Below are 14,103 nucleotides of genomic sequence, written 5' to 3' on the forward strand. Positions count from 1 at the left end.
TTAAATCTTATGTTGATACTAATATCATTACCAAAACGAGAGAAAATTTTGTCTAATAAATGATGAGCATCTTTACAATAACCGCATAGTGGACTGGTAACAATAGAAATTTTATGTTTACTTTGACGATTACCCAATACAATATATTCTTTCTCAAAAAATTGCTGTTCCGATTTTTGCAATGTATTTTTAAAAACCTCATAATTTCTAGAAAATCGTAATTGCTTTATATAGTCTTCTTTTATTTCTTTTCTTTCCAAGAAAACGGGCTTTATCATTTTTACTAAAAATGCCATTAATACAAACACAAAAACAAAAAGTATAATAGATTTTATAGTAATATCAAATGTGGGTTTGTATATCAACACTAAAATAAACTGCAAATAGACTATTCCTATTATGGAAAGACAAACCGGACACCACTTTTTTTCTATTTTGTATTGAAAATATATAGAATAAAAAGTCATAGGAAAAGACAATACAAAGCCTATAAACATAAAATTGAAAAATAAACTTGATAAACCTGCTACCGAAAACAACAAAATTGCTAACATTTGAGAGCTAAAAAACCAAATGCTTACATCGCTTATTTTGAAGTTTTTAAACAAAGCAGCTTTGTCAGAATTGATAATCTGCGAACAATCCGCATTTGTAATTGCTTTGCAAAATGTTTGAGATACTTTGGATTCTATACCCAATTCTGTTTTCAAAGCTTCCAAAGCAAGATAGACTCCTAAAATGGAAAATATACCAAAAAGTAAAACCAACCAAGAAGATGAAAAAAAATATATCATTCCTAATAAACCGGCAAATAATGCACACAAAAAAATAGTGTTATACGATTTTTGCTTTATTTCTGTTGTTATTTGCTCTGGTACTTCCGCAAGAAGCACTACATTTTGCCAAAACTTTTTTAATTCTTCCGGAGTATAACAAGAGGTATTCTTTTCTTCTTTGCAGCAATATTTATTATCCTTTTTTGTGATATGTGAAAGAAAAATGGAATCATCTTCTTTTCCAATTAAAGCAACAAATGAATCGGGCAATTCTTCTATTCTATCTGCGGATAAGTTTATTGCTACATTTGAAATATTAAAAAAAGTGAGTGCATCTGAAAATGCCAATAAACTTGGATAATCCGGATGTGTTTCTACCTGAAACTGAAACTCGTTTTTATCTATATCGAATTTTTGAGATTGTATATACGAATAAACTGCTTCTAAATCTTGATTAGATGCCATATATTATTAAACTATTAAAAATTGAACTTATTTTAGATTTTCTTCTAAGAACTTTTCTAATTCAGTTGGTGAAATATCTTTCTTTATAATTTTTCCTTCAGAATCTAAAAGAAATGTTGTAGGAAATTTATTGATATTGTGTTTCATGGTTTGTTCTCCGTTTTCATCAAGAAGATTCTGCCACTTTAAATTGTTTTTCTTTATTACGTTCTTCCAATTTGATATACTTTGAGTTTGATCAGTTGAAATTCCAATAATTTCGAAATTCTTACTGTATTTTTCATAAATGGATTTATAGGCAGGCATTTCCTCTATACAAGGTTTGCAATATGAAAACCAGAAATCAATAAGAGTAAATTTTTTAGAAATTTCAATTTTTGAATCTTTGATTTTGAAATTAAAAACTTTCCCTTCTGAAAATTGCTTTGAATTTTGTATTTCCTGTAATAAAACCTTTCCAGGATAAGATGCTTTAATTGTTTTTGATAAATTATTAAACGCCTTTTCATAAAACTCATTATATTGCCCTTCACGTTTCATTTTTTCTGCAATGTCCCAAAATAAAGCAATAGAATTTGGTTTTCTTTTTGAATAATCAATGATCTGTTTATTTTCTTTTATTTTTATCTGTTCCTGCTGAATATTCAAACTGTCTTCCGTTTTTTTATCAATACTTACAAAATTATTTTTTTTATACCCAATATATCGAAGGCTGTCTAATTTTCCTTTTTCAGCATTAATTACTTTCATATAATCTCGATAATCCGATATATCTTTTTTTATTTTACTGTTATTTCCGGTTTCGCTAAGTATTTTTCCTGTTTCCGAATCGAACACTATGTATTTAGAATTATTCGAAATATAAAAAACTTCAGTAGGCATAAAAGATTTACCTTCTAAATCTATTATAAAATAAAAAGGACGTGGAAAATGATCCGAATAAGGTAAAACAGTAAATCGATATTCCCCATTTTTTATTTGTACACTATCATAATTTATATGATCATGATAATAATTAATTTTAGCTTGTGGAGATAAAGTTAATATTTTTTGATATTTATTTTTGCTGTCTTTCCCTATAATATCAATTTTATTCTGACAATGCGATTTTATTGTAAATATTGAAAATAATAAAATAAAAATTCTATTGAACATGTTTAATTTTTTTAACTAAGTTATAAAAGAAAGTAAAAACTCTCTCTGTAATTGTTAATCAATGATATTTCCATTTTGTAAATAAAAAAGTATACCTATTGTTAAATAATTAAAAATAATCAGTAGGAATGGGTAATGTCTTCCACAATACTTTTCATTTCCTTTCTATAGATACCATTTTTTCAATGTTAAAAAGACTTTTATATTATACTAAATCCTTACAGATTCCAGAGCTTTAGGCAAAAATGTATTCGGGAAAACTTGGCGTGCTTCTTCGGTAAAGACAGAAAGATCTCCGTAACGATTGGAAAAATGTCCAAGAATAAGCCTTCCCACTTCTGCTTTTCTTGCAATCTGAGCAGCTTCTAATGCAGTGGAATGTCCGGTATAATCTGCCATTTCTTTTAAATCGTGAAGAAACGTGGATTCATGATACAGAACATCTACATTTTTAATAATTGGAACAATATCTTCCTTGATTCTGGTATCACTACAAAATGCATAAGAAACGGGAGGTTTCGGATCGGATGTAAGGCTTTCATTTTTTATGACAAAGCCATCACTCAATACAAAATCTTTTCCTGATTTTAAATTCTGATAATCGCAGGTTTCAATTTCCGGATATTTGGAAATTTCTGCTATATTCAGGTGTCGTTCTCTTGGTTTTTCCCTGAAAAGATAACCATTACAATATACTCTGTGATTCAAAGGGATGGTAAATACTTCTACCCTTTTATCTTCATATATTTTTTCGGAATAATCTTTATCAAGTTCATGATACACAACTTCAAAACCTTGATGAGTTTCAGTAATTTCAAAAATAGTCTCAAGCATTTTTTTTATTCCTTTCGGGCCATAGACATGAAGCGGGTTTTCTCTTCCCAAAAGTCTGAAAGAGGCTATCAATCCGGGCAAACCAAAACAGTGGTCTCCATGAAGATGTGAAATAAAAATATGATTGATTTTCGAAAAACGTACTTTTGCTTTACGAAGCTGAACTTGTGTACCTTCTCCACAGTCAATAAGAAAATAGCGTTCCTCCATTTCCAAAAATTGTGCTGTCGGTGAAGAATTAACCGTCGGAATAGCCGAATTGAAACCAAGAATAGTAAGATACGAACTCAAAATTAATCAATAATATCCGGCAAAAATAAAGAAAAAACAGTTTAAATATTCACTTTTCCAAAATCTTTCGGAAATAAAATTCATCTTAAAATATATGATTAATCTTATTCAAACCTATTTTATAGATTTTTCTTATAAAATTAATTCGCCCGATGTAAGAATTCATTATTTTTTCATGAGCTAAATCTCGTTGCTATTAATCAAACTCAGCTTATTAACTATTTATGAGCACATCACTTTTTTCTTTTGAATTAGTTCTTAGTTTTTTGAAACAATTCTTTTACTACTTTTGTGGTTAAAATGTATTTTAATTTTTTTATCATATCTTGAAATTTTTCTTAAATATCTTTTATGAAGCGACTTTCATTCATCATCATCTTTTTCCTATTGTATTCATTTTGTTCAGCACAGAAAGACTATTATTCGCAGATTGAAAAAAAATCACAATTTATAGAACTTGCCGGAAAACCACTTACAGATAAATTTACCAATCTCAAATCGGTGAAAGTAGTATTTGATTATTCTGATAAAAAATTGTATTTCTTTAATAGCAAAAAATACATTTATCATCACGATTTTTGCGAAGATGTATTAGGATATAAAAATGATTTAGGAAAATTCAATGATGAAAGCTATAATGCAACCAACAATCGGGCTTACCTTTTGGCAAACCTCAATTATTTGGAATCTTCAGATGATTGGGTGATGGAATTGGCTGCTTCCGATTTTATGAATGCAAAACTTATCAATTTTTTCTTTGCTGAAGTTAAAAAAAAGGTATACTTCAAAGACAAGTTGAAATTTTACCTCAATACACCCAGAACCATTTCATTACAAGAAAAAGGCGAACTGAAAATTCCTACCGTATATTCTGATTTTCTTTTTAAAAGAATTACGGAACAATCAATAGAAAGCGCATCTGCTGTAGGAATCCTCAAAAAATACGATCTTCTGAAAAAAGAAAATTTTTATCCGCAACCCAACGAAATTATCATTATCAATACCACTCCGGAATTTATTCCGCAGGTAAAAGGTGTAATCGTTACCGAATTGCAAACACCTTTAAGCCATTTGGTTCTTCTCGCCAAAAACCGGAATATTCCTGTTTATGTAGATACAAAAGCATGGGAAAAAGACCAACTGAATAACCTGATCGGAAAAAAAGTAGAATTTGTTACAAATGAAAATTCATATACTTTACAAGGGAGTAACAAACCTATTTCTAAAGAGATTGCAAAAGAAAAAATCATCCTTAAAAGAGATCTTTCCGTAAAAAAACTCATTGATCTGGATGGAATTTTACCTGCAAATTCCCAAAATAGCATTGGTTCTAAAGCGACCAATCTCGCTTTGCTGAAGCAGGTGGAAAAAGAGATTAAAAAATTCAAAACTCCGGAATATGCTTTTGCCATTCCTTTTTATTATTATGACCAGCATATTCGTGAAAACGGATTTCAAGAAAAAATAAATGAAATTCTTTCACTACCAAAAGATTCGGTAAAAGCAATTGATGCAAAGCTGAAAGATATTCGAAAAGCCATTAAAAAATCTAAAATAAATCCTGAACTTTTACAACTGGTACAAGAAAAACTGGAAAAACAATCGGATTTCAAAAGTTTCAAATTCCGTTCTTCTACCAATGCGGAAGATCTGGACGGTTTCAACGGAGCCGGATTGTACGATTCCAAATCAGCAAAACTGGGGGATTCTACAAAAACTGCGGAAAAGGCAATTCTGGAAGTTTGGGCAAGTTTCTGGAATGACCGTGCTTTCCACGAAAGGGAATTATTCGGAATCGACCATCTTTCCTGCGCAATGGGAATTTTGGTTCACCGTTCTTTTCCGGATGAAAAAGCGAATGGTGTTTTGGTCACCCGAAATCTTTACAGAGAAAAATACAGCGGAATTACTGTAAATGTGCAACTTGGCGAAGAATCCGTTGTAAAACCTGAACCAGGAGTTACTTGTGACGAGTTTTATTGCCATAATTTCAACGGATTAGGCGATACCATCAGTATAGATTATCGTTCTACATCAAGTCTGAATCATGATAAACCTATTCTGAATGATGAGCAAATCAAAACTTTGTTCAGACTCTCGCCGGTTTTACAGTCCAAAATAAATGCTCTCTGGAAAAAAAGAGGTATGAGCAAAAGAACAATGCCTTTAGATATAGAATTTAAAATTGTAGGTGATACCAATCAGCTTTACATAAAGCAAGCAAGAGCTTTTATGGATTAGTAAGATACTTTTAAAACCACAATATTTTCTGGAAGATTAATGGTTTTTATCTGATAATTGAAGGCTTTCATCTGCAATTTTTCTGATATGAATTTCCTTTTTTCATCCTCAGAAAACTGCATAAAATCTATAGAAGTGATGACTTCGACATTATTTTTATCACTAGTAGAAGGAGCTTTTTTCTCAAGATAATTCAGGTAAATGTATATTAGAACAATCACGAGATTAATTCCCAAAAGAAATTCCAGCCTATTGATCGGTAAAAGAATATCCAACATGGAAATTGTGATGGAAACAAACAGAAAAACAATGGTTTGCAGTGTAAAAGTATCTGTTCTGAAACGCAAAATGGAAAAAGCTGCAAACAGCCCAAAACCAATACCGATACTTATTTCGATTTTCACAAAAGCCAAACACATAAAAAACGTGCAAATGCTTATAAGACTGAGAAGCGGATGCAGTTGTATTTTCCGATTCCGATTTGTAAAATAATACATTGCAAATACAGAAATGCAAAGTATGATAAAACGTTCTATAATTTCCTGAACTTCCACAAAATGTATTTTTCCGTAAATATAAAAATTTTGCGGTTGATTTTTAAACTTATAAAGTCTAAAAAAAATATAGCAACAATTTTGTCATTCTGAGGAACGAGGATTCTTAGGAGATATTAAATTAATACAAATATAGATACTTCGACTTCGTTCTGTATGACATCTGTAATAATTGAGTTTTTTATATAACATTGTCAGTCTGAGCGAAGTCGAAGACTTAAACATATTTAACTATAATTTAAGCATTTTGAAATTCGCTGATAAAATGCAATTTCACATTCGGGAATTTTTCCTGCGTCATGTGAATCGTGAAAGAAGAATCTGCAAGAAAAACCAATTGATTATACTTATCTCTTGCTAAAAATCTCTGTTTCAAGCGTGCAAATTCTTTAAATTCTTCCGATTTTTCATCCGCTTCCACCCAACATGCTTTATGAATAGAAATGGGTTCGTAGGTACATTTTGCTCCATATTCATGCTCCAAACGATATTGGATAACTTCATACTGAAGTGCACCAACAGTTCCAATAATTTTTCTGTTGTTCATTTCAAGCGTAAATAATTGGGCAACACCTTCATCCATCAATTGATCGATTCCTTTTGCGAGTTGTTTTGCTTTCAACGGATCATCATTATTGATATAACGGAAATGTTCCGGAGAAAAACTCGGAATGCCTTTGAAGCTCAGCTTTTCTCCTGCTGTCAAAGTATCTCCAATTCTGAAATTTCCCGTATCATGCAATCCGACAATATCTCCCGGAAAACTTTCATCCACCACTTCTTTTTTGTCTGCAAAAAAAGCATTGGGTGAAGAGAATTTCATTTTTTTATTTTCTCTTACCAAAAGATAGTTTTCGTTTCTTTTAAATGTTCCGGAAACAATTTTTACGAAAGCCAATCTGTCTCTGTGCTTCGGATCCATATTGGCGTGAATCTTGAAGACAAATCCAGTAAATTGAGTTTCATCTGGTTTTACTAATCTATTATCGGCTTGCTTAGGTTGTGGTTCCGGCGCAATTTCGATAAAGGCATCCAAAAGTTCACGAACTCCAAAATTATTCAATGCTGAACCGAAAAATACAGGTTGCAGATTTCCATTTTTATAATCTTCACGATTGAATTTAGGATAAACCGATTCTACCAATTCCAGCTCTTCTCTCAAAGTTTGGGCAGCTTTTGCTCCAATCACTTCATCAATACTGGAATCGTTAATATTATTAAACGTAATGCTCTCTCCTACTTTTTGTTTTTTTTCTTCAAGAAAAAGCTGAATATTATTTTCCCAAATATTGTAAATTCCCTGAAAATCAGAACCCATTCCGATTGGTAAAGACAACGGAACTACGGACAATCCCAGTTTTTGTTCCACTTCATCCAAAAGATCGAAAGCATCTTTACCTTCCCTATCCAATTTATTGATGAAAACCAACATCGGAATATTCCTCATTCTACAAACCTGAACTAATTTTTCGGTTTGTTCTTCTACCCCTTTTGCAACATCAATCACAACAATTACAGAATCTACAGCTGTTAAAGTTCGGTACGTATCTTCAGCAAAATCTTTGTGACCCGGAGTATCCAGAATATTGATTTTATGATCTTTATAATTAAACGCCAAAACTGAAGTGGCTACCGAAATTCCTCTTTGTCGTTCAATTTCCATGAAATCGGAAGTAGCTCCTTTTTTTATTTTATTGGATTTTACAGCTCCCGCTTCCTGAATGGCACCACCAAATAAAAGAAGTTTTTCTGTAAGCGTAGTTTTTCCGGCATCAGGATGAGAAATGATCCCGAATGTTTTTCGTTTTTCTATTTCTTTGATTAAATCAGACATATTCAAAATTATGGCTGCAAAAATCGGGAATTTTAATGAAATTAAGAAATAACAATTATTTTAAATATATTTGGTCAAATTTTTAAATCACCATTGAAGTATAGATGAAAGAAAATAATAATTTACCAATCACATTATTTGGAGGTTTTGTTCTGATTTTAGGGTATATCGCAGGAAACATATTATCCGGAATTTTAGTTGCTCCTTATATTTTGTATCTCATTTTTGCAGGAGGTTCAAAAAATTTGGATTTAAAGCAAATAGAGTCTGTATTAGGAAGCGCTGGTTTTACGATGCTTTCATTTGTGGTTATATTTTCTACAGTCATATTTTTTTATGATTTTATAGTTGTAAGAAGTAAAACGAAAAAACCTATCAATTTTAATTTTTCATTGGCAGACACCAGTACTTTATTACTTATTTTTCCTATGATGTTCGGGATGATGTTTATAGGCGAGTTTATAGCATCGCAAATTCCTGTTTCAGGGGATTTTTTTGGAAAAATGTATAAAATTTTTAGTGAAATGATGGAAAGAATTACAGATGATACGGCAGCAATGTTTATAACTACGGTAATATTTGCTCCTATTTTTGAAGAAATAATTTTCCGTGGAATCATCCAAAAAGGTCTTATAAATAAAGGAATAAAACCTATTAATGCAATTTGGGCTGCGTCTATCATTTTCGGAGTAGTTCATGGAAATCCATGGCAGTTTGTGGGAGCTGTTCTTTTAGGTTTTGTAATGGGAACTGTATATCACAAAACCAATTCTTTACTCCTTTCAATGCTTTTGCATGGGTTTAATAATCTTTGTTCGGCATTGCTAATTACCTATACCAAAAGTGAAAGTTTTGCAGACGCTTTTAAGGTCTCTGAATGGGTGATTCTGGCGGTTGGAGTTGTCATTTTTTCCCTCTTTTATTATCTGTTTATGAATAAATATAGAGTTAATTATTCTGAAGCTAAAAATAATCTGTAAAAAATGGAGCTGCTCATTGCCACACACAACATACACAAAAAGGAAGAAATCCAACAGATTCTTGGAAATGATTTTTTGGTAAAATCTTTAACTGACTATGACATTCATGATGAAATAATTGAAGATGGAAAAACGTTTGAAGAAAACGCAAAAATCAAAGCAAAATATTGTTTTGAAAAAACAGGAATTCCGAGTATTGGCGATGATTCCGGATTGGTAGTGGAAGCACTAGACGGACGTCCCGGAATTTTTTCTGCACGCTATGCAGGAGATCATGATTTTGCAAAAAATATAGAAAAAGTTTTGGATGAAATGCAGAATGTAGAAAACCGAAAAGCCTATTTTATAACGGTTTTATGCTATTATGATGAGTTCGGTGCAACATTTTTTGAAGGACGGGTTTATGGAAATCTATTGACAGAAAATAAAGGAACGAAAGGTTTCGGATACGATCCTATTTTCATTCCCAAAGGTTATGAAAGAACGTTTGCCGAAATGCTTCCTGAAGAAAAAAATAAAATTAGTCACAGGAAAAAAGCAATGGATGAGCTGTTGAAGTTTCTAAAATAATTTTTATTTTCTAATTGTTTTTTTTATTTTAATCTTATATCCTCATATTTTGCTCTTTCAGTTCTCAAAGAAACCAGCCAATCAAGATACATTTCTTCGGGCATACTACGATAACCAATTTTATGAATATGAGAATACTCTTTATTCATAAGATCAAAAAGTTCTTTCGCTTTTGGATTATTTAATGCAGTTTGAATTTCTTTTGCATTCTGTTCTTTCATCATTTTCTTGAATTGCTTTGTGTGCGTCTCAGCTTGTAATAACAAAGCATTTGGTAAATATGGATATACTTGGATTGCTCTTTCTGCACATTTCAAAGCAAAACTTCCGTCATTGTCAGGAAAACTTCTATTGTATGCATTGGCTAAATCTACCAAAAGGAGTGCAAGGCTTTCTTTATTGTTCAGAGCTTTCATAAACACTCCATTCTTAATAGCATCTAAATGGATAAATCCCGAAGCCATCAACCAAGCATCAATTGGGAAAATTCCACTTGTAATTTCGGTATTATACCAACCAATAGATTTGATATTATGTTTTATATAAATATGGTTAGGAGCAAGTGCCAAATTAGCATCCACCTCCAACTCTTCTGCTAAAATTTTATAAAGATATGGCATTGAGTTGCAGTTGCCTTTTTGAGTTTTAAGTAGTTTTGAGACAAACAAATTAGATAATTCTTTATGTCCGAACACATCTTCAAAATCATAAGCAAAAGGCTTATAATTTAAAGTATCATTTCCTACAATTACGGGTGTTGCCTGACATATTACTGTATAAATTGCAGAATATTTGTTCACTTTAGCCTCATCTCTTTCTGTATAATTAAGTTTTCTGTTATTTAATAAAAGATTACAGAAATGCTTTAGAAATTTGATTTTATTGTTTAATTCTATCGTATCATATTTTCCTTGATAATAAGCATTTTCTACATTATAGACCGCCTCTTTAAAACTATACTTTTGCTTATCATTAAGCATATTATCAATTGTTTGATATGAGTCGGAATAGAAACTATTGTCTTGACTTTTGTACAAGCTAAAAAGCAATAATACCAAAGCAAAATATATTTTTCCCATTTTTTTTATTTGCTAATAAATATTCGTTAAAATAATTATAAGCCTTTTTTTTGAATTAGAATTATGTTTTTTTTAATATATTTTTACTTTTTTTAAAGTGTGTCTGAGGAACATTCCCTTTCCATAAATATCCTAGTTTCATTTTCATTATTAATATATTTACATCCTTTAAAATACATAGCATCTTTAGGTGCATCTGTCTCTTTTGATTTTGGTAAAATTTTAACATCAAATTTGCTTTTTTTAAGATTTTTTCTAAAAAAATAATTGATCTTTAAGTTTTTATTTATCGAGTTTATTTCATAAACGATTGGTACTTTCTTATATTCATAAACAAGATATTTTATATTCATTATACTATTATAAGATCTAGGGCTAATCGTAAATAAATACTCATTATCACATACTTTTGATAAAGAAATTAGTAAAAATTTATATTCAGATTTTTTCTCAATATAATAATCTAAGTTTTTATAAAAATCTGCCTGATTCGTTTGAGCTTCAAACTGAAAACTTAATATAAAGAATAATAAAAATATTATCTTCTTATTTTTTAAATTTGCCTCCATATGCATCTAAAATGGTTTCTGAATTATACAAAATTGTTGTGTTATATTCTGTTGCATAAATAAAATTTTTGGATCTTAAAAAGCGCTGAGAAGTAGATCTATCCCCTTCTTCAGTTTTTCGATAAATTTTAAATTTATAATCGTTTTCTTGTTTAGGAAAAGTGATCATTTCAAAACCACTTGGGTTTAAAGCTCCTGATAATGGTATATTTTTACTCATGAATCCTGGGTGTGAATGCCCAAATAGTGTAACATTATAGTCGTTATTGATAACTCCCAACATTCCTGATACATCACGTGGTTTGTGATCAGTACCAACAACAGTAAAATTGCTTTCTGTAAGAATTCCAAACTCATTATCAGAGTTTTTTGCAGCATAATCAAAATAATTTAATGCTGTATCCTCATTATTTCTTCCAAAATCAATATAATCAAAACCTCCTTGCGATTTTGCATTTTTAGCTATAAATCCTTTTTCACCAACTTCAACACCTCCATCATTTTCGGCTTTTAGATTTCCATTATTATCAAAGTTTTTTTCAGCATAAACAACGTCTGTTTTAGATTCAGCCATCCAAGTAAGATTTCCTAATTTATCCAATTTATATATATCTTTTGCCTCTCTACCATCAGGATCAATAAACTTTATAGGATTATTCATCGCATAATTATAAGGCGACCAATCAGAAAACTCCTCACTCAAAGGATCAGGAGAAATCCAGCGACCATGAGTATCACCAATGGGTTGTGCATCAGGGTCAGATAAGTCAATTTCTCTTAATTCTATGACGCTTCCGCTTTTTGTATCATATTTTATAGAGCCAATTACAACAATACTATCCGTATCGTGAAACTCCAAATATTTTCCTTTGCTTAATGTGGAAATTTTTGGATAAACTCCATATTTAGCAAATGGATTTCCGATAGCAATATTTTTGCGTCTCCTTTCAGCTTCTTCTGGAGTAAGCGAATCTTTAGTTTTCAAAACTTCATCCATATAGGGACGGTTTCGTTCTTCCTTAGTTAGCTTTACAGGATTTACCCATTTCTTTTCGGTTTTGGATTTCTGTTTTGTTAGAGTTTTTTTTACTTGCGCCTGTGTAAAAATTGCCAGTATTGCAAAAATTAGCAATAGAAACTTTTTCATAGTCATTTGTTTGTTCGCTAAAGTTATTTAATAATTTTTTATTTAGATAATATCTTATCTCTAATCTCATATTTTATATTTCAAATCTCACACCTCGAATCCCGAATCTCGCATCTCCCCATCTTACAATTTACTCGGATCTATCGGAATATATTTAGGCTTTTGTTTCTCCTTTTTCTTTCCTTTAGTTGCTTCCTGCTTTTCCTTTTGCTTTTGTAGCTGATATAGGTGCATTTTTTGAGTCAATGCTTCACTTTCCTGCTTGTTGCTTTCTGTTTTCAAGTTTGCAAGCCATGTTTCATAAGCAGAAGCGGGCATTTCGGCATAGCCTAACTCATCAATATGCTGCATTTGCTCAGTGCCTTGTTTAATTTGTTCTATTGCCTTTGGAAAATAATTGATCTTTTCCAAATCATTTTGATCTTTCGGATTAATGCCTAATCGTTCTAAGACAGAAAGTAATCTTGCCCTGCTTATATTTGCCTTTTCCATATTCGGAGATATTCCGTTAGGATAGAGTTCTAATGCTTTGTCAATAACCTTATTCACAAATTCGTCATAACCGAATTTATGTACATAACCTCTTGCTAAGTCAAAATAAGCCATTCCCAATAATTCTTTTTTGGAAAGATTTTCCATATAGATTTTATTTTGCAGAGCTTCGGATTTGATGTATCCCGATTCCAATAAAGAAGTATCGGTAGAAAACATTCCGTTGGTCAGTTCTATATTCCGCCACTTTCCTTCATCATCCATAAAACGGATATAGGAATGATTGGGAGCCATAGACAAATAAGCTTCTGTTCCCATAGCTTCCGCAAGCATTAGATAATATTGGGGCAAAGAATGACATTGTCCCGAACCAGTTTTCAGAAGTTTGGAAACAAACATTTTGCTCCAGTCTTTTTCTCCCATATAATCTTTAAAATCATATTCAAAGGATTTATGGGGTTTTCCTCCCAAGTTCATATCTTTAGAAAAATACTCAAAAATCATCAGGTTTTTAGAAATATTGTTCTCGGTGTCCTGTTTCCGTTCTTTCATCTTCTGCAAGAGTTGTTTTGCAGTTTTATTAATTCCTGATTTAAAATTCTTCAAATCTCCTTTGTTATCATAAAAAGCATTTTCTACAGTAAAATTAACATCGGTCAAAGAATAATTTTCAGAATCCATTGCAGATAATTTATCAAAAGCACTGTAATAAGATTGTGTTCCGGCTTTTCCTGACAGGGAGGGCAATTCATAAGACATAGCACGTCCATTTATTACCCATTCGTGAAATTTTATTTCTTCTATATCTTTATTCAGTTCTGCCTGTTGTCGGTTTTTTTCTTTTTCTTCCGCTTCCACCCGTTTAAAATCTTCCAAAACCATTCTTCTGTTTTTCTCTTCCATTTGGGATAGATTACCATCAAGATAATTATTCGGAACAGCAGGAACATTGGATCTCGGATTGCTGAAATTTTGATGGAAATAATTGCCTAGACTACTTGGATTATTAGTAGCTTGAATATTGGGTAAGTTGGGAATCTGAGCAATAACTGGAATGCTGAAAATTAATAATAAAAGAAATAAATAGTGTTTCATTTCATCAAATGTGGGGTTAAA

The 14,103-nt window shown here is 31.2% G+C and carries 12 protein-coding genes; 3 read left to right on the forward strand and 9 right to left on the reverse strand.

The annotated features are described in order from the left end of the window. The 3 genes from AC2A1C_RS09960 to AC2A1C_RS09970 form a co-directional block, all read right to left on the reverse strand. A partial coding sequence (locus tag AC2A1C_RS09960) for a vitamin K epoxide reductase family protein (RefSeq protein WP_484025562.1) occupies nt 1–1,241 on the reverse strand: 1,241 nt, incomplete at its 3' end. 27 nt (nt 1,242–1,268) lie between these two features. Next, on the reverse strand, nt 1,269–2,396 hold the full coding sequence (locus AC2A1C_RS09965) for a TlpA family protein disulfide reductase (protein WP_484025563.1): 1,128 nt from the start codon (nt 2,394–2,396) through the stop codon (nt 1,269–1,271). Nucleotides 2,397–2,606: 210 nt separating this feature from the next. Then, nucleotides 2,607–3,521, reverse strand: coding sequence for a ribonuclease Z (locus AC2A1C_RS09970; protein ID WP_484025564.1), 915 nt, complete (start codon nt 3,519–3,521; stop codon nt 2,607–2,609). 351 nt (nt 3,522–3,872) lie between these two features. Here AC2A1C_RS09970 and AC2A1C_RS09975 point away from each other — a divergent pair, with 351 nt between their 5' ends. Continuing rightward, a complete protein-coding gene (locus AC2A1C_RS09975; protein ID WP_484025565.1) occupies nt 3,873–5,762 on the forward strand; it encodes a PEP/pyruvate-binding domain-containing protein in 1,890 nt (629 codons plus the stop codon). Here the strand turns inward: AC2A1C_RS09975 and AC2A1C_RS09980 are convergent. Together AC2A1C_RS09980 and AC2A1C_RS09985 are read right to left on the reverse strand one after the other, a co-directional pair. Next, nucleotides 5,759–6,316, reverse strand: coding sequence for a DUF4956 domain-containing protein (locus AC2A1C_RS09980; RefSeq protein ID WP_484025566.1), 558 nt, complete (start codon nt 6,314–6,316; stop codon nt 5,759–5,761). The genes AC2A1C_RS09975 and AC2A1C_RS09980 overlap by 4 nt on opposite strands. A gap of 238 nt (nt 6,317–6,554) precedes the next feature. Then, a complete protein-coding gene (locus AC2A1C_RS09985) occupies nt 6,555–8,150 on the reverse strand; it encodes a peptide chain release factor 3 (protein WP_484025567.1) in 1,596 nt (531 codons plus the stop codon). A 104-nt stretch (nt 8,151–8,254) separates the two neighbouring features. On the opposite strand from AC2A1C_RS09985, the gene AC2A1C_RS09990 reads away from it, so the two are divergent. Beyond that, nucleotides 8,255–9,130 (forward strand): lysostaphin resistance A-like protein, encoded by an 876-nt coding sequence (locus AC2A1C_RS09990; protein WP_484025568.1) that lies wholly within the window; start codon nt 8,255–8,257, stop codon nt 9,128–9,130. A 3-nt stretch (nt 9,131–9,133) separates the two neighbouring features. Beyond that, nucleotides 9,134–9,700, forward strand: a complete 567-nt coding sequence (gene rdgB, locus AC2A1C_RS09995) for an RdgB/HAM1 family non-canonical purine NTP pyrophosphatase (RefSeq protein ID WP_484025569.1) — start codon at nt 9,134–9,136, stop codon at nt 9,698–9,700. 23 nt (nt 9,701–9,723) lie between these two features. Here rdgB and AC2A1C_RS10000 read toward each other — a convergent pair whose 3' ends face one another. The 4 genes from AC2A1C_RS10000 to AC2A1C_RS10015 form a co-directional block, all read right to left on the reverse strand. Beyond that, the gene (locus AC2A1C_RS10000; protein WP_484025570.1) at nt 9,724–10,779 is read right to left on the reverse strand and encodes a hypothetical protein; all 1,056 of its coding nucleotides are present in this window, start codon (nt 10,777–10,779) and stop codon (nt 9,724–9,726) included. 92 nt (nt 10,780–10,871) lie between these two features. Further along, the gene (locus tag AC2A1C_RS10005) at nt 10,872–11,348 is read right to left on the reverse strand and encodes a hypothetical protein (RefSeq protein WP_484025571.1); all 477 of its coding nucleotides are present in this window, start codon (nt 11,346–11,348) and stop codon (nt 10,872–10,874) included. After that, nucleotides 11,326–12,495 carry an RHS repeat-associated core domain-containing protein gene (locus AC2A1C_RS10010; protein WP_484025572.1) on the reverse strand — a complete coding sequence of 390 codons (1,170 nt, stop codon included), beginning with the start codon at nt 12,493–12,495 and terminating at the stop codon, nt 11,326–11,328. The genes AC2A1C_RS10005 and AC2A1C_RS10010 overlap by 23 nt, the downstream gene beginning before the upstream one ends. A gap of 123 nt (nt 12,496–12,618) precedes the next feature. After that, the gene (locus AC2A1C_RS10015) at nt 12,619–14,082 is read right to left on the reverse strand and encodes a hypothetical protein (protein ID WP_484025573.1); all 1,464 of its coding nucleotides are present in this window, start codon (nt 14,080–14,082) and stop codon (nt 12,619–12,621) included. Between the last annotated feature and the right edge of the window lie 21 nt (nt 14,083–14,103).

This window comes from Chryseobacterium sp. HNCC26DJ241 (assembly GCF_057180505.1).